Below are 21,599 nucleotides of genomic sequence, written 5' to 3' on the forward strand. Positions count from 1 at the left end.
TCCATCCTGTGCAGGTGAAACATGAATGCCGAACCGGCACTGAATGAAATCTAGTTCCGATCAGCGGGGCTCACCAGATAGGACGCAACTGAACGCCCAGAAATGCCCTCAACCGACAGACAGGTTTCGAATAACAACCATAACCAATACTGCTAGCCCATGCAGGAGCTGACAAAGCTGCGATCTTTTGATTCTGTTTCTAAAACCAAGAGCAAAAGATCGCAGCGTGCCGCAGCTCCTACAGAGTTGGAAGTGGCAATAAAAAACCCCGCAGCTTTCGCGACGGGGTTTTGGGTGCAGCGGCCTGACGCTTAGTGATGCTCACGCGTCGCACGGAATTTCACGTCCGGCCAGCGCTCTTCCATCAGGGCCAGGTTGACCCGGGTCGGGGCGAGGTAGGTCAGGTGACCGCCGCCGTCGACTGCAAGGTTTTCCACTGCCTTGTTGGAGAATTCCTCGAGCTTCTTCTTGTCGCTGCATTCGATCCAGCGCGCGGAGTACACGGTGATTGGCTCGTATGAGCACTCGACCTTGTATTCCTCTTTCAGGCGGCTGGCGACCACATCAAACTGCAGCACACCCACGGCGCCGAGGATGATGTCGTTGCTGCGCTCCGGGAAGAACACCTGGGTGGCGCCCTCTTCGGCCAGTTGTTGCAGGCCCTGGCGCAGTTGCTTGGATTTCAGCGGATCGCGCAGACGCACGCGGCGGAACAGTTCCGGGGCGAAATGCGGGATGCCGGTGAAGCTCAGGGCTTCGCCTTCGCTGAAGGTGTCGCCGATCTGGATGGTGCCGTGGTTGTGCAGACCGATGATATCGCCGGCAAACGCCTCTTCCAGTTGCTCACGCTCGGAGGAGAAGAACGTCAGGGCGTCGCCGATGCGCACGTCCTTGCCGGTGCGCACGTGGCGCATCTTCATGCCTTTCTCGTACTTGCCGGAGCAAATGCGCATGAAGGCGATGCGGTCGCGGTGTTTGGGGTCCATGTTCGCCTGGATCTTGAAGATGAAGCCCGAGAACTTCTCTTCAACCGGCTCCACGGTGCGCTCGTTGGCGACACGGGCCAGCGGACGCGGTGCCCAATCGACGACGGCGTCAAGCACGTGGTCAACACCGAAGTTGCCCAGCGCGGTACCGAAGAACACCGGGGTCAGTTGACCGTCGAGGAACTCCTGCTGGTTGAATTCGTGGCAGGCGCCCTGCACCAGTTCCAGCTGATCGACGAAGCGATCGTACTCGTCGCCCAGATGCGCGCGCGCTTCGTCGGAGTCGAGCTTTTCGATGATTCTGGTTTCGGTGCGTTCGTGACCGTGGCCGGCGGTGTAGACAATGATGTAGTCGTCGGCCAGGTGATACACGCCTTTGAAGTCGCGGTAGCAACCGATCGGCCAGGTGATCGGCGCAGCCTTGATCTTGAGGACGGCTTCGATCTCGTCGAGCAGTTCGATCGGGTCGCGGATGTCACGGTCGAGTTTGTTGATGAAGCTGACGATCGGCGTGTCACGCAGACGGCAGACGTCCATCAGCGCAATCGTACGCGGCTCGACACCTTTACCGCCGTCGAGGACCATCAATGCCGAGTCCACCGCCGTCAGGGTGCGATAGGTATCTTCGGAGAAGTCTTCGTGGCCCGGGGTGTCGAGCAGGTTGACCATGTGGTCGCGATACGGGAACTGCATGACCGACGTGGTAATGGAAATACCCCGTTGCTTCTCCATCTCCATCCAGTCGGATGTCGCATGGCGGTCGGATTTACGGGATTTCACCGTGCCCGCAATCGCAATCGCCTTGCCCATCAACAGGAGCTTTTCGGTGATCGTCGTCTTACCGGCATCGGGGTGGGAAATAATGGCGAAAGTGCGGCGTTTCGCGACTTCGGCGGCCTGGTTGGTCATGGGAAATCGCCTGGCGGTGATTCAAAAAAGGGCCGCGATTATAGCCCAAGTCAATGTAATAACCGAACCGTTGAGCACATTAAGGGTGGCCAAATGCTGCCTTAGGTGGGAACCTTTTAAAGCACGGAGACGTCCATCCCCTGTTACAAATTTTCGTCAGGGGCTGAAAAATCAGCAAGTTAGCCTGACGAGGCTGCGCTCATGGCTCGCTTTCAGACCGCTTTTTGCCGGTGCTGAGGGAGCTGCTTTTCGCGAACGTTTATTCCCGGCAGCCAGGCATGGCATGCCGCACGGGACGGCGTTCGCCGACTATAAAAAAGGAGTCCGCCTGTGGCTATCCGCTATGGCAAAGGGCTGATGGGAGGTGCGGTGGTGATCGCGCTCCTGGCCCTGCTGGTCCACTGGATCGGCATCAACACGATCGAACACTACCGCGACGATTTGTTGTTTTACCTGCAAGCTCATCTGATTCTTGTCCTCGCTTCAATGCTGGCGGCCCTTGTCGTGGGCATCCCCGCCGGCATCTTTCTCAGTCGTCCGACCATGGTTGGCCGCGCTGAACGCTTCATGCAAATCTTCAATATCGGCAACACCGTGCCACCGCTGGCCGTACTCGCGATCGCCCTGGGGATTCTGGGCATCGGCAGTGGCCCGGCGATCTTCGCTCTGTTCCTCGCTTCTTTGTTGCCGATTGTGCGCAACACCTATGAAGGCCTGAAAAACGTCCAGGGTTCGCTCAAGGAAGCGGCCGTCGGCATCGGCATGACTCCGGGTCAGGTGCTGTGGCGCGTCGAATTGCCCAACGCCGTGCCGATCATTGTCGGTGGTGTGCGTGTGGCTCTGGCGATCAATGTCGGGACAGCGCCGCTGGCGTTCCTGATCGGTGCCAACAGCCTCGGCAGCCTGATTTTCCCTGGCATCGCCCTGAACAATCAGCCGCAACTGCTGCTCGGCGCCGTCTGCACCGCGCTGCTGGCCCTGCTGCTCGATGGCGTGGTCACCCTCGCCAGCCGTCTCTGGCTGGAACGCGGTTTGCGCCCGTCTTAAGGCCTCGGCAAAGGAATTCACATGAAACGACTTAGCTTTATCCTAGGCTGCATCCTGCTGTTCGCAGGAATCGCCCAAGCCGCCGACAAACCGGTTATCCGCCTCGGTGCCCGCGTGTTTACCGAACAGACGCTGCTCGCCGAAATCACCGCGCAATACCTGCGCAGCAAAGGCTACGACGCGCAGATCACCGGTGGGCTGGGCAGCAACCTCGCCCGCAGCGCTCAAGAAAGTGGCCAGTTGGACATGCTCTGGGAATACACCGGCGTGTCGCTGGTGGCCTACAACCATGTCACCGAAAAACTCGACAGCGCTCAGTCCTACGCCCGGGTGAAAGAACTCGACGCGAAAAAAGGCCTGATCTGGCTGACCCCGTCCAAGTTCAGCAACACCTACGCCCTCGCGCTGCCGAAAAAAGTCGCCGAGCAATATCCGCAGATCAACAACATCAGTCAGTTGAACGAAGTGTTGCAGGCTGAAGCCAAGACCAATCACCTGGTGGCACTGGACACCGAGTTCGCCAACCGCTCGGACGGCCTGCTCGGCATGGTCAAGCTCTACGACATGAACCTGAGCCGCAAAAACATCCGCCAGATGGATGCGGGCCTGGTCTATACGGCGCTGCGCAACGGCCAAGTGTTTGCCGGTCTGGTCTACACCACGGACGGTCGCTTGAGTGCCTTCGGCCTGAAGCTGCTGGAAGACGACAAACACTACTTCCCCGACTACACCGCCGCACCGGTGGTGCGTCAGGCAACGCTGGACGCCAACCCGAAACTGGCCGAGCAGCTCAAGCCACTGGCCGAACTGTTCGATGACGAAACCATGCGCCAGCTCAACGCGCGGGTCGATGTCGATCACGAAAGCCCGTCTGCTGTTGCCGCCGATTTTCTGCGCCAACATCCGTTGAATTAAGGGAGGAAAAGTCATGGAATTCTTGAACGCCTTTTCCCATCTCGACTGGCAGCAGGTGATGCACCTGACCTGGCAGCACATCACGCTGGTTGGCATCGCTGTCACGCTGGCGATCCTCGTCGGGGTGCCGCTGGGCATTCTGATGACACGCTTCCCGAGCCTCGCCGGCCCGTTGCAGGCCAGCGCCACGGTGTTGCTGACCGTGCCGTCGATTGCACTGTTCGGCCTGCTGCTGCCGTTCTACTCAATGTTTGGCCAAGGCCTCGGCCCAATGCCGGCGATCACCGCGGTGTTCCTATATTCACTGCTGCCGATCATGCGTAACACCTACCTGGCGTTGACCGGCGTTGAGCCGGGCATCCGCGAAGCCGCACGCGGCATCGGCATGACCTTCGGCCAGCGCCTGCGCATGGTCGAGTTGCCGATTGCGGTGCCGGTGATCCTCGCCGGTGTGCGCACCGCCGTGGTGATGAACATCGGCGTGATGACCATCGCCGCGACCATCGGCGCTGGCGGCCTCGGCGTGTTGATCCTCGCCTCCATCAGCCGCAGTGACATGTCGATGCTCATCGTCGGCGCGCTGCTGGTCAGTCTTCTGGCGATCTTCGCCGACCTGTTTTTGCAATGGCTGCAACGCTCGTTGACTCCAAAAGGATTACTCAAATGATCGAACTTCAAAACCTCAGCAAGACCTTCCAAAGCAACGGCAAAGACGTCAAAGCCGTGGATTCGGTGAGCCTGACCGTCAATGAAGGCGAAATCTGTGTGTTCCTCGGGCCATCGGGTTGCGGCAAAAGCACCACGCTGAAGATGATCAACCGCCTGATCAAACCGACCTCGGGCAAGATCCTGATCAACGGCGAAGACACCACCGATCTGGACGAAGTGACCCTGCGTCGCAACATCGGCTACGTGATCCAGCAGATCGGTCTGTTCCCGAACATGACCATCGAGGAGAACATCGTCGTGGTGCCGAAACTGCTTGGCTGGGACAAGCAGAGATGCCACGACCGCGCCCGCGAACTGATGAGCATGATCAAGCTTGAGCCCAAGCAGTATCTGCATCGTTACCCGCGCGAATTGTCCGGTGGTCAGCAACAACGCATCGGCGTGATCCGCGCATTGGCGGCAGATGCGCCGCTGTTGCTGATGGACGAACCGTTCGGTGCGGTCGACCCGATCAACCGCGAGATGATCCAGAACGAATTCTTCGAGATGCAGCGCGCGCTGAACAAGACCGTGATCATGGTCAGCCACGACATCGACGAAGCGATCAAGCTGGGTGACAAGATTGCGATCTTCCGCGCCGGCAAGCTGCTGCAGATCGATCACCCGGACACGCTGCTGGCGCATCCGGCGGACGACTTTGTCAGCAACTTTGTCGGTCAGGACAGCACGCTCAAACGTCTGTTGCTGGTGAAGGCTGAAGACGCGGCAGACAACGCGCCGTCGGTGAGCCCGGAAACCCCGGTGGCCGATGCGCTGGAATTGATGGACGAACATGACCGTCGCTATGTCGTCGTCACCTGTGCCGAGAACAAGGCGCTGGGTTATGTGCGTCGTCGCGATCTGCACCGTCAGACCGGCACCTGTGCGCAATATCTTCGCGAGTTCAACGCCACGGCGGCGTACGACGAGCATTTGCGCATTCTGTTGTCGCGCATGTACGAGTTCAACCGTTCGTGGCTACCGGTCATGGATGCCGAGCGGGTATTCCTCGGTGAGGTGACGCAGGAGTCGATTGCGGCTTATCTGAGCTCGGGGCGTTCGCGGGGGATGAGGACCAGTATCGTCTCGCCGGCTGAGACTGCGCAGGCTTAGAGCAGATTTCACGCCGCAGGGGCCGAACGCCCCTGCGCCGCGTAATCAGGAATAAGAAAACCCTGCACTATCTCGAATCAATCTCTTCACCTGTCAGAAATTACAGGTTCCGCCGAGGAAGTCTTGGATTGTAATGGTGCCTCCCAAAATGTTCCAAACCAAGGAACTGACCATGACAACCTCTAAAAACCCACACTACAAAGCGGGACCGCCCGTGTTGATTGCCGTAAGCAATCCCGATAATCCCAACAGAGTCCGGCAGGGTGATCATCTCACCAAGTATCCCTCGGCCTACATGCAGGATGCAGAAGGCCTCGATGTGCCGGGTAACTCCACGTGGACAATAAAAAGCAACGTGCCGCCATCACCTGGAATAACCGTTAACAAAGCACCCGGAAGCATGAATGGGATGCTTATAATTCCAAATGTTCAGTTCAGTACGATTGTGGACGTTGAAGTCTCTACTGTTGAATACCCACACCTGAAAACCATCTACCACGTCATCGTTGAAGTGTTCACAAGCAACGAGGGTGAACCGCACGACCAATGAAACTCCCTCGCGGGCCCGTGTCAATTGCTCCCTTGGGCGGGTCTCGCATCCTATCTCGCGGCCGTAAGCCCCTGCTTCGGGAACATCAGACTGTCATACCTGTCAGCTACATCAGTAGCCAAACACGGCATTACGACGAACGCGTGCAAAAACGCGACATTTTTAGTTGATCTCACGCCCCTCACGCCCTAAAGTTCGCGCCGAACGTCCATGCTGGAAACGATCCATCCGGCTCAAGTACTGACGACGAGACAGCAAGGCCAAGGGAAGCTTCACACCCGTGGCCTTTTTGCTTTCGGCGACATGCCTTGGGAAGTAGGCGAACCAAAGTGGGGATACGGAGGGCGTTCATTTGCACCCATTGTTTTTACGAGTTTGCCCATAGGAGCTCCCAGCATGTCGATCAACGTCGAAGATTATTTCGCGCGCACCACTTTTGACAAAATGAAGGCGTTTGCCGACAAGCAAGAAACCCCGTTCGTGGTCATCGACACCGCTATGATCAGCCAGGCCTACGATGACCTGCGCGCCGGTTTCGAATTCGCCAAGGTCTACTACGCAGTCAAGGCCAACCCGGCCGTCGAGATCATCGACCTGCTCAAGAACAAAGGCTCGAGCTTCGACATCGCCTCGATCTACGAGCTCGACAAAGTGATGGATCGCGGCGTCAGCCCCGACCGTATCAGCTACGGCAACACCATCAAGAAATCCAAGGACATTCGCTACTTCTACGAGAAAGGCGTGCGTCTGTTCTCCACCGACTCCGAAGCCGACCTGCGCAACATCGCCAAAGCGGCGCCGGGCTCGAAAGTCTACGTGCGCATCCTGACCGAAGGTTCGACTACGGCTGACTGGCCTTTGTCGCGCAAATTCGGCTGCCAGACCGACATGGCCATGGACCTGCTGATCCTCGCCCGCGACCTTGGCCTGGTGCCTTACGGCATCTCGTTCCACGTTGGCTCGCAGCAGCGCGATATCAGCGTGTGGGACGCGGCAATCGCCAAGGTCAAAGTGATCTTCGAGCGCCTGAAAGAAGAAGACGGCATTGAACTGAAGCTGATCAACATGGGCGGCGGCTTCCCGGCCAACTACATCACCCGCACCAACAGCCTGGAAACCTACGCCGAGGAAATCATCCGCTTCCTCAAAGAGGATTTCGGTGATGACCTGCCGGAAATCATTCTGGAGCCGGGCCGTTCGCTGATCGCCAACGCCGGCATCCTGGTCAGCGAAGTGGTATTGGTTGCACGCAAATCCCGCACTGCTGTCGAGCGCTGGGTGTACACCGATGTGGGCAAGTTCTCCGGCCTGATCGAAACCATGGACGAAGCGATCAAGTTCCCGATCTGGACCGAGAAGAAAGGCGAGATGGAAGAAGTCGTCATCGCCGGCCCGACCTGCGACAGCGCCGACATCATGTACGAGAACTACAAGTACGGCCTGCCGCTGAACCTGGCGATCGGTGACCGGATGTACTGGCTGTCGACCGGCGCGTACACAACCAGCTACAGCGCCGTTGAATTCAATGGCTTCCCGCCGCTGAAGTCGTATTACCTTTAACTGACGCTTTAAATGAAAAGGCCCATGCATGGGCCTTTTTTTTATTTGCGCAGCCAAGTCTCAAGTTGGTCAACCATGGCCATGAACGCGTCAGCCAGCTCCTTGGTCGCGGCCAATTTGAAATTCAACTCGCCCAGTTTCGACACACGTTCCGCCCTTAACAACTCGTTGATCGCCGTGTCCATGTGCGATCCCGTTGCTTCAAGAAACAGACTGACTCGCGAACTCACGGACGCCAGTGCGTTGAACAAAGTGCCTATATCAGTCTTGTATTCTGCGGCCCGGATCACTGCATCCGGGGAAGAGTAAGTGATATCCCAAAACGGCGTAGTGCGGGCTTCACGGAACAATTCCTGGACAATCGTTGGCTGGGCATGGCACTGGCAGGAGCGATGATCCATTGTCTTGGTAAACACCGACCTGAGCCCGAACGACTCGTCATGCACCTCGGCGATGGTGTATTTGAGTTGTTGAATCATCGCCCTGAGTTGATAAAACCGCAGTGCCAATTCGTGAACCAGATCGGGTACATCATTAGGCGGAAACAGCCTCCACGTCGGCGACCGGGACAAACTGTACCCCTTGAAATCCACCTTGCTGAGGGGCTCACTCCTCGATGTGCGACCGGTCATTTCCCGGGTCTCTTGCGCAAACGTAGTGAGATCCGCGACGTAAGCACTGCACAAATTCCGGGCTTCTTTTGTGCGCCCCCAGAGTTCTTGCAAATAGCGCTCATTGAATCGGGCATTGTTCAGGCGCGAATCACTGGCCAACACCGCGGGTGCATGACCGCTGGCTTTTCGACGGGCAAATACCACGGGGATGTTGTCGATGGTCGTGTGAAGAGAGCCGAGAAATCTTGTATAGCGATCCAGCTCGCGCCGCTGCGCGGCCGAGAGGTCATAGAAAAGTATGTTCATGACTATTCAAGAAGCGATGGGCGCGCAGCCCACCGCCCCCACTCCTTATTGTTGAACAGACTTCAGATACGTCACGACTTCGGTGATCCGGGCAATCGCGGCATCGGCACGCTCCTCGACAGGTTGTGACTTGTCCTGCCTGAAGTCTTGGCGGAAGGAGTCGAACCCGTTAACCAGATTCGAATACTCATTCACATAGCCCCAACGCCCCTCGTCCAGTTGATCCAGAGCGTTGACCAATTGAATTTTCCCGTCTATCCGGGCGATATCGCTTTTGTATTTCTTCAACTGCACCCGCAAGTCAGCGGCTTTATCCATCAGCGTGTTGTAAGCATCCAGCATGTTCAGAAACGAAATCGCTTCACCAATACCGGAGATGATTTTTTTCAGGGCGTCGATCGCCAGCATTGCAATTTGAACCTGCGGCGGTGCCAAACCCAGGGCTTTGAGATTATCCAGCGTTAATTGCGCTTCCTGGCCGATCTTCTCCACACCGGCTTTGGCGATCAAGTCGATCCCTTCGGATGCCGATTTCATCTGTTTTTCCAGATCGGTCAATTTCTCGTCGGATTTGACCTTCAATGCTTCCGTTACATCCCGATCCTGCTGCAGTGTGGCAATCCATTGCTGCGAAGTGGCGCGGTCATAGGCAGTACTCAGGCTGCTGCGAATGACTTTGAAGTCTTCATAACGCTCGGAGATTTTGTTGGAAGTACTCTTGAGTTCGTTTTCCATGTCTTCACGTACTTCTTCCACATCCTCGGGATAGGCAAGTTCGGCCTGATATCCTTTCAGCTTGTCCCGCGCACGCTCCAGATAAATGATGTCTGTCCGGGCCTGGTTACGCATATCAAATGTTGCTCTCTGAACAGCAATCGACAATTCATTCATGCTGCGGACAATGCCAGGCATATAGTTAAACTGTTCAAAAAGCATCTGCGCAGTGGTATTGCTTTTCTGCATGGCGGTCGAGTGAGCAAGCAACGCTGCCACATTGACTTGCGGATAAGTTTGATTATTTGGCAGCGAAAACATGATTCTCTTGCTCCTGAATGACTGAAGTTTGTTTCCATACTCTTTATCCGCTGCTGCAAACACGTCGAGCAGTTGATCAGCACTGGATTTTATCTGCTCCCACGGATCGATAATGGCGAGAATCTGATTCTTGAACCTGCGCAACGACGTGGCCTCATGCAGCGAATCGACCTCTTTGATGGAGGCTGTGATGTAAGTGCTCAACGCATTCCATACCAACATCAGATTTTGAGTTGCAACTTCAGCTTCGATCGCTACATAGTCGAGGTTTTGCAAGTCATCCCGTATCTTGTTCAAAGAAGTCAACGTTTGACTCTTGCTGGCCATTTTCTGATTGGCAGCCTGTTGTTCGGCTTTGAGATTGTTGCGCTTCTTGCGGATCTCTTCTGCCTTTACGCCCTGATAGATACCGAGAATCAATCCTGCGATGTTAAAGGTCGCAGCAGCCGCAATGGCCTCCTGCACCAGTTGATCATATTGTTTATTGAGTTCATCAATCTCCTTCGAGCGTTGATCGATCTCCCCTTGCAGCACCTGAATGTCCGCCTGATAGGTATTCCTCGAAACAAACTCCAGACGCAGTTTGATCTCAGGCAAGACTTTCTCGCGCATGTCCTTGCCAAAGCTGTCCAGTTGCTCCCGGACCCGTTCAGCTTTCTGATGGCATTGCCTGACTTTGCCCAGCATGTCATCAAGGTAGGCTTTTATTTCCGGAACATCGCCCTCCGGCAACGCGAGATCAGGAAGATTAGGGATCTTTCGCTTGAGTTCCAGATACTGTTCAGGGGTACTTATATTGTGTTCTTCCAGGTATCTGGATACTTTGAGATCTTCATAGATCTCGACTATTCCGCTGCCTGTACGGATGATACTGCCGGCAAAAATCTTCAGGTCGGTCCCCGTAAGCATGATTTTTTCACGCAACGGCGACCAACGTTTGGCGTGATCATAAGTAGTGCTGAATGTACGCAAAAAGTCTGCCGGTTTGAGGCCCAGGCCGCCGCTATCGCCTGCGCCGTAGTTCAAGTACGCAATAACATCCTGCAAGCGCACGGGCAAAGACAACCCAAGCACTTCATATTTTCTCAAACTGATAATCTGCTCTTTGGTTAGCTGAATACCGGTATCACGATTGTATTCATTACCCTCACCAAGCGAGGCACTGACAAACATGGCAGGTGCTTTCGTGGCGTTTTCGACAATCTTGTTATCTATCCTTAATCCCATAAGAGACTCCTTGTCTGCTTTGGATATTTATTAAAGTCAATTGCGATTCGACCTTGCCGAGTTTTAGGCCAACTCGATCACGGACATCGCAAAACAACCTTAGGACAACAAGATAAAAACCAACAAGCGCTTAAATATTAGCAATCACGACAACATAATTACTTACTCAAGTCATTAACGCCTGGCAAACCACTCACAACATTTAAATAACTAACGATAAAACCAGATCATTACGACGCCATCAACTGCGACAAGCGCAGCTTATAAGCGTCGGCCATTGCGCGAATGCGTAAGTGCGGTGCATTCATCAGCGACTCGCCTGCAACCCGCAGGAAGTTCGCATTGCCCCCCGCCAGCGCCTTGCGCAGCCAGACAAGGGCATCATCGATCCGGCCGTCGTCGGCGAGTATCGCCGCGTGGCTGAACTGCCCACGAAAATCACCGCCCTCGGCCGCACGGCGATACCAATCACGCGCGGCCAGTGAATCCTGCGGACAATGGCGCCCCTCCTCCAGGTAACGACCCAACAGATTCATTGATTTGGCGTGGCCCAACGCCGCAGCACGACGATACAAGATCAGGGCGTGCGCCTGGTTTTCGGCGATGCCGCGACCGGTGGCGAGCAGGTTAGCGAGGTTGTACATCGCCCAGTCCAGCCCGGCCTCGGCGGCGATTCGATAATGCTGCACCGCAACCGCGGCATCCGCCTCACAGCCCCAGCCATGTTCGTTGCAACGGCCGAGCATGTTGCGCGCCATCAGATGCCCTTGTCCGGCGGCGATGCCGAACCAGCGCAATGCCAAGGGTTGATCCTGCGCGATACCCCGACCATCGAGCAGGATCTGTCCAAGCAACGCCTGCGCTTGGACAACTCCCTCGCCCGCCGCCAACAGAATCGCCTGCGCCGCACGACCCGGGCTCTCTTCAAGCATGGCGCTGAGCTGTTCGCCGTCGAGGACTTCCTGACGGCGCAGATGAAAACTCATACCTCGACCCAGCGCCGCAACAAGTTGTGATAAGTGCCGGTGAGGCGAATCAGCGAAGGGTGATCGGGCAGGTCTTGCGTGAGCTGCTGAATCGCCCCGTCCATCTCGAACAGCAACGCACGCTGGCTGTCTTCGCGCACCAGACTTTGCGTCCAGAAGAATGAGGCGTAACGCGCGCCGCGAGTGACTGCGTTGACTTTGTGCAGGCTGGTGCCGGGGTACAGCACCATGTCGCCGGCGGGCAATTTCACCTGTTGAGTGCCGAAGGTGTCCTGGATTTCCAGTTCGCCGCCGTCGTAATCCTCAGGTTCGCTGAAGAACAGCGTGGCCGACAGATCGGTACGCACCCGCTCGATGCTGCCCTTGGGCTGGCGCACGGCATTGTCGATGTGGAAATCGAAACTGCCACCGGCCGTGTAACAGTTCACTAACGGAGGAAACACTTTGTGCGGCAGCGCGGCAGACATGAACAGCGGATTCTTCCACAGCCGCTCGAGCATCGCCGCGCCGATTTCCTTGGCCAGCGGATGGCCTTCGGGCAGTTGCAGATTGTGCTTGGCCTTGGCCGATTGAGAGCCGGCGGTGATCTTGCCGTCAGCCCAGTCTGCCTGTTCCAGCGCCTCACGAATGCGCTGCACTTCGTCCTTTTCAAACAGACCGGGGATGTGCAGCAGCATGGCAATGTCACCTGATGGCAGAGAGGCGGCAATGGTATTGATTCTTATTGTCCGTGTAAAACCCGCGGGACGAACGAACAGGCAAAAACCGTAAGGGCAAATTGTAAAGAATGTAAATTCATTGCGAATAACAATATTTCGCAATTGATACGAATACCCGTTTACCCTATATTCCGCCGCCTCAAATCCTTGGGGAGGGGAATAAAAATGGCACGTCAACCCGCACAATTACCGGTCAGTTCACCACGTCTGCTCGCTTCTGCAATTGGCGTGGCAATCACCGCCGGTTCCGCCGGCCACATGGTGTTTGCCGCCGAAAAGACTGAGAGCAAAGCCTCCGGCAATGCCATCGCCCTGGACGCCACCGCCATCACTGGCGAAGCGCAGGACTCGACGTCCTACCAGGTCGAGAAAGCCTCCTCGCCCAAGTACACCGCGCCGCTGATCGACACGCCGCGCTCGGTCACCGTTATTCCGCAGCAAGTCCTCAAGGACACCGGCGCCCTGAACATGCAGGACGCGCTGCGCACCGTGCCGGGCATCACCTTCGGTGCCGGTGAAGGTGGCAACCCGCAGGGCGACCGCCCATTCATCCGTGGCTTCGACGCCCAGGGCGACACTTACCTTGATGGCGTGCGCGACACGGGCTCGCAGAGCCGCGAAATCTTCGCCGTCGAAAACATTGAAGTCAGCAAGGGCCCGAACTCCGCCATCGGCGGTCGCGGCGCGGCGGGCGGCAGCATCAACCTGGTGAGCAAGAAGGCTCACTTGGGTAACTCGTTCGACGGTGGTTTCACCTGGGGCTCCGACCAGACCCAGCGTTACACCCTCGACGGCAACTACCAGTTCAGCGATACCGCCGCTGGCCGTCTGAACCTGATGAGCCACGAAAGCAACGTCGCCGGTCGCGACAAAGTCGATTACGACCGTTGGGGCATCGCGCCTTCCCTGGCCTTCGGTCTGGGCACCGACACCCGCGTCAACCTTGATTACTACCATCTGGAAAGCAACGACACGCCGGACTCGGGCATTCCGTACAGTTTTTCGAGCCCGCGCACCAAGTCCAATCCGGACAAGCCGTATGCCGGTGGCGACGACAGCAACTTCTACGGTCTGGATCGCGATTTCCGCAAGGGCCGCGCCGACACCGCGACGTTCGCCATCGAGCATGACCTGAACGACTCGCTGACCATCAAGAACACCCTGCGTCACGGCACCAGCATGCAGGATTACATCCTCACCCAGCCGGACGACAGCAAGGGCAACGTCAACAACGGCAGTGTCTGGCGTCGGGCGAATACGCGGGTCAGCAACACCGAGACCACCACCAACCAGACTGACCTGTTCGGCAATTTCTACGTCGCCGGCTTCAAGAACAGCTTCTCCACCGGTGTCGAGTACACCCGTGAGGAAAGCCAGAAGTCTTCGTACAACGTCAACACCGACACTACGCCGCGCACCACCAACGTGCCGGCCAGCAGCAACTGCACGCCGGCGATGATCGGTGCGTCCAGCGGCTACAACTGCACCTCGCTGTCGAATCCGAATCCGAACGATCCGTGGAATGGTGCGATTTCGCGCAACTACGCCGGCACCGACACCAAGGCCAACACCTACGCGCTGTATGCGTTCAACACCCTGGAGTTGTCCGAGCAGTGGCTGGTGAACATGGGGCTGCGGTACGACCACTTCGACACTGAATACAAAACCTACACCGCCGCCGGCGCTACCACCGCCAAGGGCGATGACGTCAGCGAGTTCGTTACCGGCCAGTTCGGCGTGGTCTACAAGCCTGCGGAAAACGGCAGCATTTATGCTTCCTACGCCACTTCGGCCACCCCACCGGGCAACACCCTCGGTGAAGGCATGGACGGCAACCCGTTGGGCGGCAGCAGAGATCGCGCCGGCAATCTGCTGAGCAGCGACATGGAGCCGGAAACCACCAAGAACTACGAAATCGGCACCAAGTGGGACCTGCTCAATGATCGCCTGTCGCTGACCGCTGACATCTTCCGCACCGAGAAAGAAAACGCCCGCGTGCAAGTCGATACCACCTCGTACGAGAACGCCGGCAAAACCCGCGTGCAAGGTGTCGAGCTGTCGGCCAGCGGCAAGATCACCGACAAGTGGCAGGTGTTCGCCGGTTACGCCTTCATGGACAGCGAACAGGTTGATGGCGGCCCGCTGAACCGCGCCACCGATGGCAACCAACTGCCTAACACGCCGAAGAACAGCGCCAGCCTGTGGACCACTTACCAGGTCACGCCGAAGCTGACGATCGGTGGCGGCGCGTTCTATGTCGACGACGTGTTCGGCAACGTGGCCAATACCACCATGGTTGATTCGTACGTGCGTTACGACGCGATGGCGGCCTACAAGCTGACCAAGAACGTCGACCTGCAACTCAACGTGCAGAACCTGACCGATGAAACCTACTACGACAAAGCTTTCTCGACCCACTTCGCCAGCCAGGCAGCGGGGCGTACGGCATTGTTGAGCACCAATTTCCACTTCTGACCGATGTGGGAATCTGTGGGAGCGAGCCTGCTCGCGAAAGCGGTGAGTCAGTTAAGTGGAGGCTGACTGACACGACGCCTTCGCGAGCAGGCTCGCTCCCACAAGGAATGCGCCGCAAGGCTTGGCCCCGTTCATTCAATTGAACGGGGCTTTTGTGCGTAATCAAGAAGCTTCTCGACAACCCACGGCATAATGCGCGCCGTGAAGACAATTTCCGAACGGACGGCGAGTGACGTGTTGAAGAAAACCCTGTTCCAGTTGCACTGGTTTTTTGGCATCACCGCAGGCCTGGTGCTGGCCCTGATGGGCATCACCGGCGCGGCCTATTCGTTTCAGGACGAAATCCTGCGGGCGCTGAACCCCTCGGTAATGCAGGTGGAAAAACAGGTCGCCGGCGTGCTGCCGCCCGTTGAACTGGTAGAGCGCATCGAAGCCACTTCGGGCAAGAAAGTCTCGATGCTGTCGGTGGAGACCGAAAGCGGCCACGCGGCAAAAGTATTCTTCACCCCGCCCAAGGGTGAACGTCGCGGCGAGATGCGCTACTTCGATCCGTACACCGGCGACTTCATGGGCGATGCCACCGGCCAGGACTTCTTCGGTCTGATGCTGCAACTGCACCGTTTCCTCGCCATCGGTGACACCGGGCGCAACATCACCGGCGCCTGCACCCTGATCCTGGTGTTTTTCTGCCTTTCGGGCCTGTACCTGCGCTGGCCTCGGCAGTGGAACAGCTGGCGCGTCTGGCTGACCCTGGACTGGAAGAAAAAGGGTCGCACCTTTAATTGGGACCTGCATTCGGTGGCAGGCACCTGGTGCCTGTTGGTGTATCTGCTGCTGGCGCTGACCGGGTTGTCGTGGTCATACGAGTGGTATAACAAAGGCCTGACCAGACTGCTTTCCGACGCTCCGCAAAACGAACGTGTGCGCGGCGGTCGCGGCCCGGCCCCACAAGGCCCGGCGCCAACCGCCGACTACGCCGCGATGTGGAGCAGCATCTACAGCGCCGCCGGTCCAGGCCTGTCTGCCTACAACATCCGCATGCCGCCCGTGGCCGGTCAACCGGCGACGGTGTTCTACCTGCTCGACAGCTCGCCCCACGATCGCGCGCTGAATCAGATCACTCTCGACCCGGCCACCGGCATCGTCAAACGTGTCGACCGCTATGCCGACAGGAGCTTCAAGGCGCAATTGCTGACCAGCATTTACGCGCTGCACGTTGGCAGTTATTTCGGCCTCGTCGGACGGATCATTATTACCGTCGCGGCGGTGTGCATGCCGCTGTTCTTCATCACCGGATGGCTGCTGTACCTCGATCGTCGTCGCAAGAAAAAGCAGATCAGGGAGGCGCGCAAAGGCTTCGAACCGCCGGCCGGCGATACCCCGGCGTGGCTGATCGGCTTCGCCAGCCAGAGCGGTTTCGCCGAGCAACTGGCGTGGCAGACCGCAGGCCAATTGCAGGCCGCCGGGTTGCCGGTGAAAGTGCAGCCGCTGGCGAATGTCAGCGAAAAGGATCTGCGTGAGTCGAGCAATGCGCTGTTTATCGTCAGCACGTTTGGCGACGGCCAGGCACCGGACAGCGCCCGTGGTTTCGAGCGCAAGGTTCTGGCCAAAGCATCGACACTCGACAACTTGAGCTACGCCGTCCTCGGGCTTGGCGACCGTGAGTATCAACACTTCTGTGGTTTCGCCCGACGCCTGCATCAGTGGCTGAGCGAGCACGGCGGCAGGCCCCTGTTTGCCCCGGTAGAAGTCGACAGCGGCGACCCGTACGCCCTGCATCATTGGCAAACCCAACTGGGCTTGCTCACCGGGCAAGCACCGGTCGACACCTGGCAGGCACCGAGCTACGAAAACTGGACGCTGTTGCGCCGTGAACTGATGAACCCTGGCAGCAGCGGTTCGCCGGTTTATCTGCTGAGCCTGAGCGCACCGAACACCAGCAGCTGGCTGGCCGGGGATCTGGTCGAAGCGCTGCCACGCAACTGCCCGTGGGCCATCGAACACTTCCTCGACGGCCTCGGCATTCGTGGCGAGACGATTGTGAAAATCAACGGCCTCGAAGAACCTCTGGAGGTGGCACTGGCCTCGCGCCAACTGCCCGAGCACCGCGCGCATCTGGTCGGCCTGCACGCGCAGGCACTGGTCGATGCCATGGTGCCGCTGGCCATGCGCGAGTACTCGATCGCCTCGATTGCCGCCGACGGTGTGCTGGAGCTGATCGTGCGTCAGGAACAGCACGCCGACGGCACGCTGGGCATCGCTTCAGGCTGGTTGACCGAGCATGCGCCGGTAGGCGGCAGCATCAGCTTGCGGGTACGCCGTAACAGTGGTTTCCACCTGCCGAATGAACCGCTGCCGATGATTCTGATTGGTAACGGCACGGGGCTGGCCGGTCTGCGCAGCCTGCTCAAGGCACGCACTGCTGACGCTCAGCAGCGTCAGTGGTTGCTGTTCGGCGAGCGTCACCGTGAGCACGATTACCTGTGCCGGGCGGAGCTGGAAGAGTGGTTGATCAACGGCGATCTGGCACGACTGGATCTGGCATTTTCGCGTGATCAGGCAGAGAAGGTTTATGTGCAGGATCGTTTGCGGGAATCGGCTGAGGAGTTGAAGAAATGGCTGGCGGAGGGTGCCGTCATTTACATCTGCGGCAGCCTGCAAGGGATGGCATCAGGCGTCGATCAAGTGCTCAACGAAGTGCTCGGCGCTGCTGAGGTCGAACGCCTGATTGAGCAGGGTCGTTATCGCCGGGATGTGTACTGAGTCTGTCGAAGAGCCCCTCACCCTAACCCTCTCCCAGAGGGAGAGGGGACTGATTGGGGGATGCTCGAGCAATACGCCGACTTGAACGCCCCTTACTGAATCCAAAGTCGATATGAGGGCGTTGTGCCGAATCCATAATCAACTCGGTCTTTCAGGTCGATGTATCGCGCAAGACATCTCGCTCGGCCCCCTCTCCCTCCGGGAGAGGGCTGGGGTGAGGGTGGCTTTTGATCTTCAAACCGGCTGCAGTTTCTGTTCGAACACACTGACCCCATTCAAATCCCGCAACACCACACTCATCTCCCCGCTTTGCCCCTCAATATTCACCTCGCCAAAAAACTGAAACCCGGCAAACGGTGACATGTTCTGCGCCGTCGGTGCCTTCTCGAACACCACTTCCGGCCCAAAGGTCTTATCCAGCGGATTAGGCCCGAAACTTCCGGCATTCAACGGCCCCGCAACAAACTCCCAGAACGGCTCAAAATCCTGAAACGCCGCGCGATCCGGGTGATAGTGATGCGCCGCGCAGTAGTGCACATCTGCCGTGAGGAAGACGAAATTGCGCACCTGCTGCGCCCGCAGAAAACCGAGCAATTCGGCAATCTCCAGTTCACGTCCCTGCGCCGGTCCCGGGTCGCCGTTGGCCACCGCCTCCCAGCGCGCAACACCCGGACTCACCTCGCCGTCAGGCACGCCCAGGCCAATCGGCATGTCTGCCGCGATGACCTTCCACTGCGCTTTCGAGGCCTTCAACCCGCGCTTGAGCCAATCCAGTTGCTCACGCCCCAGGAACGGTTTTGCTGCGCCGAGGTTGTCGTCGTTGGCCTCTCGGTAACTGCGCATGTCGAGTACGAAAACATCCAGCATCGGCCCGTACTTGAGCTTGCGATAAATTCGCCCGCCCGCGTCAGCCGCCTGCAAACGCATCGGCGAGTATTCCAGCCAGGCCTTGCGCGCTCGGCCGACCAGGGTGTGGATGTCTTTTTCCTGATAGCGCTCGTCGAGCTGCTTGCCGGGCGACCAGTTGTTGACCACTTCATGGTCATCCCACTGCCAGATCTGCGGCACTTCGGCATTGAAGCGGCGGATGTTTTCGTCCATCAGGTTGTAGCGATAGTTGCCGCGATAGTCGTCGAGGGTCTGGGCGACTTTGCTCTTGGCTTCGGTGGTGATGTTGCGCCACACCCGGCCGTTTTCAGTGGTCAGTTGCGCCGGTACCGGGCCGTCGGCGTAGATGGTGTCGCCGCTGTGGATAAAGAAGTCCGGCAAACGCAGACGCATGGCTTCGTAGATGCGCATGCCGCCGATGTCCGGATTGATGCCGAAGCCCTGGCCGACGGTGTCGCCGCTCCAGACGAAACGAATATCACGCCGCGCCGAGGGGGCGCTGCGCAAGTGGCCGAGCCACGGCTCGCTGGCGACGCCGCTGCGGGCGTCCTTGAAATACACGCGATAGAAAATCGCCTGATCGGCGGGTAACCCGGTGAGTTCGACGCGGGCGGTGAAGTCGCTGCGGGCATCCGCCAGCGCCGAAACGATACGCCGTGGATTGCGAAACTGGCTGCGGGTGTCCCACTCGACCACCATCCGGGCCGGGCGGTCGCTGCGGCTCCAGATCATCGCGCGGTCGCCTTGCAGGTCGCCGGACTGTACGCCATCGGTGAGTTGTGGCCGATCCTTGACCGATGCGATCACCGCCGGTGCCAGCCCCGGCATCAGCAGTCCGGCGCCAACAGCTTGCATGACCCGGCGGCGACCGAGGTTGAAATCGCTCATGCTGTTCTCCCTGGAAAAAGGAAAACTTAAGCACGCCTATATGAACTCGCCATGACACCACTAACCATTGTGGGAGCGAGCCTGCTCGCGAAAGCGGTGTGCCAGTCAACATACATGTCGCTGGCAGATTGCATTCGCGAGCAGGCTCGCTCCCACAGTTTTAGTGCGGTGTCAGGCCTTGGCGGGTTCCATTGCCAACTCCACCGCTTCCGGGCGTTTGACCGTCGCATACACAACGGCAGTCAACAGACTCCCCGCGACAATCGCCAGCAGATACAGCAACGCGTGGTTGATCGCATTCGGAATCGCCAACACAAACAACCCACCGTGCGGCGCCATCAGCTTGCAGCCGAAGTACATCGACAGCGCGCCGGTCAATGCACCGCCGGCAATGCTCGCCGGAATCACCCGCAGCGGGTCTTTCGCGGCAAACGGAATAGCCCCTTCGGAGATAAAGCACAGCCCCAGCACGAACGCCGCTTTACCGGCCTCGCGTTCAGTCTGAGCGAATTTGCGTCGAGCAATAAACGTCGCAATACCCAGACCAATCGGCGGCACCATCCCCGCCGCCATGGTCGCGGCCATCGGGGCATAACTCTGCGACGCCAACAGCCCCACCGAGAACGCGTAAGCCGCTTTGTTGATCGGCCCGCCGAGGTCGACGCACATCATGCCGCCGAGCAATACACCGAGCAGAATCGCGTTGGTGGTGCCCATGCTGTCGAGGAAATGCGTGAGCGCCGCCAGCATGTCCGCCACCGGTTTGCCGACCACGTAAATCATCACCAGCCCGGTGAACAGGCTGGCGAACAACGGGATGATCAGAATCGGTTTCAGTGCTTCAAGGCTTTGCGGCAACGCGACATAACGACTGATCGCCTTCGCCGCGTAACCGGCAATGAATCCGGCGACGATCCCGCCGATAAACCCGGCGCCCAGGGTGCTCGCCAGCAAACCGCCGATCATCCCCGGCGCCAGGCCCGGACGGTCGGCAATCGAATAGGCGATGTACCCGGCCAGCAGCGGCACCATCAACTTGAACGCGGTTTCGCCGCCGATCTGCATCAGCGCTGCCGCCAGCGTGCCTTCTTCCTTGAACGCGGTGATGCCGAACACGAATGACAACGCGATCATCAAACCGCCCGCCACCACCATCGGCAGCATGAACGACACACCGGTCAGCAGATGTTTGTAGACCCCGGTTTTCTCTTGTCTTGCCGAGACTTTGCCGTCGCTCGCGGCGCTTTCCTGCACGCCTTCCGCCAGCGCTTTTTTCAGCGTTTCTTCCGATTTTTTGAGGGCAACTCCGGTGCCGCAGCGGTAGATTTTCTTGCCGGCGAAACGCTCGGTGGCGACTTCGATATCCGCCGCCAGCAGCACCACATCAGCCTCGGCAATTGCCGTCGCGCTCAACGGTGTTTTCGCGCCGACCGAGCCTTGGGTTTCGACCTGCAAGTCATAGCCCAGACGCTTGGCCGTTTGCTGCAACGCTTCGGCCGCCATGAAGGTGTGGGCAACGCCAGTCGGGCACGCGGTGATGGCGACGATGCGCGGTGCACGGGCCGCAACAGCCGCTGGAACAGCTTCGGCAGCCACATGGATTTGCGCCTCTTCGGCGCCACGTCGCAGTACCGCTTCGACATCCTGCAGGGCTTGCGCAGGTGCAATCTGGAAGACCCGCTTGCCGACAAAACGTGTCATGTCGACGTTGCCGGTGGCGACCAGCAACACCCACTCCGCCGCCGCGATGGTGGCTGCCGACAATTCACGTTCGGGGTGCGCAGCGTCGACCACTTCGACGCTGGTGCTCCAGCCCTGACGCTGGGCCGCTGCATCGAGCAAACGGGCGCACAGCACACTGGTGACCATGCCGTTCGGGCAGGCCGTAACAATGGCTAACTTCATGACAA

At 58.3% G+C, this 21,599-nt stretch carries 15 protein-coding genes; 8 read left to right on the forward strand and 7 right to left on the reverse strand.

The genetic code is table 11. From position 1 onward, the window contains the following. Positions 1–311: 311 nt before the first annotated feature. Complete coding sequence (locus tag IEQ42_RS04115) at positions 312–1,895, reverse strand: peptide chain release factor 3 (RefSeq protein WP_042557621.1); 1,584 nt, start codon at positions 1,893–1,895, stop codon at positions 312–314. A 357-nt stretch (positions 1,896–2,252) separates the two neighbouring features. On the opposite strand from IEQ42_RS04115, the gene IEQ42_RS04120 reads away from it, so the two are divergent. The 6 genes from IEQ42_RS04120 to IEQ42_RS04145 all read left to right on the forward strand — a co-directional run bounded on the left by IEQ42_RS04120 (position 2,253) and on the right by IEQ42_RS04145 (position 7,788). After that, positions 2,253–2,942 (forward strand): ABC transporter permease, encoded by a 690-nt coding sequence (locus tag IEQ42_RS04120; RefSeq protein ID WP_200611487.1) that lies wholly within the window; start codon positions 2,253–2,255, stop codon positions 2,940–2,942. A 21-nt stretch (positions 2,943–2,963) separates the two neighbouring features. Beyond that, on the forward strand, positions 2,964–3,857 hold the full coding sequence (locus IEQ42_RS04125; protein ID WP_210702634.1) for a glycine betaine ABC transporter substrate-binding protein: 894 nt from the start codon (positions 2,964–2,966) through the stop codon (positions 3,855–3,857). 13 nt (positions 3,858–3,870) lie between these two features. After that, positions 3,871–4,524 carry an ABC transporter permease gene (locus IEQ42_RS04130; protein ID WP_210702635.1) on the forward strand — a complete coding sequence of 218 codons (654 nt, stop codon included), beginning with the start codon at positions 3,871–3,873 and terminating at the stop codon, positions 4,522–4,524. Next, positions 4,521–5,678 carry an osmoprotectant ABC transporter ATP-binding protein OsmV gene (locus tag IEQ42_RS04135; protein ID WP_210702636.1) on the forward strand — a complete coding sequence of 386 codons (1,158 nt, stop codon included), beginning with the start codon at positions 4,521–4,523 and terminating at the stop codon, positions 5,676–5,678. The genes IEQ42_RS04130 and IEQ42_RS04135 overlap by 4 nt, the downstream gene beginning before the upstream one ends. A gap of 172 nt (positions 5,679–5,850) precedes the next feature. Beyond that, positions 5,851–6,228, forward strand: a complete 378-nt coding sequence (locus tag IEQ42_RS04140) for a hypothetical protein (RefSeq protein WP_210702637.1) — start codon at positions 5,851–5,853, stop codon at positions 6,226–6,228. A gap of 396 nt (positions 6,229–6,624) precedes the next feature. Next, positions 6,625–7,788, forward strand: coding sequence for a type III PLP-dependent enzyme (locus IEQ42_RS04145; RefSeq protein WP_210702638.1), 1,164 nt, complete (start codon positions 6,625–6,627; stop codon positions 7,786–7,788). A 41-nt stretch (positions 7,789–7,829) separates the two neighbouring features. Here the strand turns inward: IEQ42_RS04145 and IEQ42_RS04150 are convergent, their stop codons facing one another. The 4 genes from IEQ42_RS04150 to IEQ42_RS04165 form a co-directional block, all read right to left on the reverse strand. Continuing rightward, positions 7,830–8,708 (reverse strand): hypothetical protein, encoded by an 879-nt coding sequence (locus IEQ42_RS04150; RefSeq protein ID WP_210702639.1) that lies wholly within the window; start codon positions 8,706–8,708, stop codon positions 7,830–7,832. 45 nt (positions 8,709–8,753) lie between these two features. Then, a complete protein-coding gene (locus tag IEQ42_RS04155; protein ID WP_210702640.1) occupies positions 8,754–10,970 on the reverse strand; it encodes an alpha-xenorhabdolysin family binary toxin subunit A in 2,217 nt (738 codons plus the stop codon). 230 nt (positions 10,971–11,200) lie between these two features. Continuing rightward, on the reverse strand, positions 11,201–11,956 hold the full coding sequence (locus IEQ42_RS04160) for a tetratricopeptide repeat protein (protein ID WP_210702641.1): 756 nt from the start codon (positions 11,954–11,956) through the stop codon (positions 11,201–11,203). Then, positions 11,953–12,633 carry a Fe2+-dependent dioxygenase gene (locus IEQ42_RS04165; protein ID WP_210702642.1) on the reverse strand — a complete coding sequence of 227 codons (681 nt, stop codon included), beginning with the start codon at positions 12,631–12,633 and terminating at the stop codon, positions 11,953–11,955. The genes IEQ42_RS04160 and IEQ42_RS04165 overlap by 4 nt, the downstream gene beginning before the upstream one ends. A 207-nt stretch (positions 12,634–12,840) precedes the next feature. On the opposite strand from IEQ42_RS04165, the gene IEQ42_RS04170 reads away from it, so the two are divergent. Continuing rightward, on the forward strand, positions 12,841–15,150 hold the full coding sequence (locus IEQ42_RS04170; RefSeq protein WP_210702643.1) for a TonB-dependent receptor: 2,310 nt from the start codon (positions 12,841–12,843) through the stop codon (positions 15,148–15,150). A 234-nt stretch (positions 15,151–15,384) separates the two neighbouring features. Next, positions 15,385–17,913 (forward strand): PepSY domain-containing protein, encoded by a 2,529-nt coding sequence (locus tag IEQ42_RS04175; RefSeq protein WP_210702746.1) that lies wholly within the window; start codon positions 15,385–15,387, stop codon positions 17,911–17,913. Between the two features lie 234 nt (positions 17,914–18,147). On the opposite strand, the gene IEQ42_RS04180 is transcribed toward IEQ42_RS04175, so the two are convergent. After that, positions 18,148–19,689 (reverse strand): alkaline phosphatase D family protein, encoded by a 1,542-nt coding sequence (locus IEQ42_RS04180; protein WP_210702644.1) that lies wholly within the window; start codon positions 19,687–19,689, stop codon positions 18,148–18,150. Between the two features lie 171 nt (positions 19,690–19,860). After that, positions 19,861–21,594: a PTS fructose-like transporter subunit IIB gene (locus tag IEQ42_RS04185; RefSeq protein ID WP_210702645.1), complete on the reverse strand. Its 1,734-nt coding sequence runs from the start codon at positions 21,592–21,594 to the stop codon at positions 19,861–19,863. Between the last annotated feature and the right edge of the window lie 5 nt (positions 21,595–21,599).

It is taken from the genome of Pseudomonas iridis (assembly GCF_017980685.1).
GTDB classification, from domain to species: domain Bacteria; phylum Pseudomonadota; class Gammaproteobacteria; order Pseudomonadales; family Pseudomonadaceae; genus Aquipseudomonas; species Aquipseudomonas iridis.

Bases quoted from the DNA above. Each gene is read 5' to 3' on its own strand.
- IEQ42_RS04170 (WP_210702643.1), top strand. From the start codon at position 12,841: ATGGCACGTCAACCCGCACAATTACCGGTCAGTTCACCACGTCTGCTC.
- IEQ42_RS04155 (WP_210702640.1), bottom strand. From the start codon at position 10,970: ATGGGATTAAGGATAGATAACAAGATTGTCGAAAACGCCACGAAAGCA.
- IEQ42_RS04115 (WP_042557621.1), bottom strand. From the start codon at position 1,895: ATGACCAACCAGGCCGCCGAAGTCGCGAAACGCCGCACTTTCGCCATT.
- IEQ42_RS04135 (WP_210702636.1), top strand. From the start codon at position 4,521: ATGATCGAACTTCAAAACCTCAGCAAGACCTTCCAAAGCAACGGCAAA.
- IEQ42_RS04150 (WP_210702639.1), bottom strand. From the start codon at position 8,708: ATGAACATACTTTTCTATGACCTCTCGGCCGCGCAGCGGCGCGAGCTG.
- IEQ42_RS04120 (WP_200611487.1), top strand. From the start codon at position 2,253: ATGGGAGGTGCGGTGGTGATCGCGCTCCTGGCCCTGCTGGTCCACTGG.
- IEQ42_RS04145 (WP_210702638.1), top strand. From the start codon at position 6,625: ATGTCGATCAACGTCGAAGATTATTTCGCGCGCACCACTTTTGACAAA.
- IEQ42_RS04140 (WP_210702637.1), top strand. From the start codon at position 5,851: ATGACAACCTCTAAAAACCCACACTACAAAGCGGGACCGCCCGTGTTG.
- IEQ42_RS04160 (WP_210702641.1), bottom strand. From the start codon at position 11,956: ATGAGTTTTCATCTGCGCCGTCAGGAAGTCCTCGACGGCGAACAGCTC.
- IEQ42_RS04180 (WP_210702644.1), bottom strand. From the start codon at position 19,689: ATGAGCGATTTCAACCTCGGTCGCCGCCGGGTCATGCAAGCTGTTGGC.
- IEQ42_RS04130 (WP_210702635.1), top strand. From the start codon at position 3,871: ATGGAATTCTTGAACGCCTTTTCCCATCTCGACTGGCAGCAGGTGATG.
- IEQ42_RS04185 (WP_210702645.1), bottom strand. From the start codon at position 21,594: ATGAAGTTAGCCATTGTTACGGCCTGCCCGAACGGCATGGTCACCAGT.
- IEQ42_RS04165 (WP_210702642.1), bottom strand. From the start codon at position 12,633: ATGCTGCTGCACATCCCCGGTCTGTTTGAAAAGGACGAAGTGCAGCGC.
- IEQ42_RS04125 (WP_210702634.1), top strand. From the start codon at position 2,964: ATGAAACGACTTAGCTTTATCCTAGGCTGCATCCTGCTGTTCGCAGGA.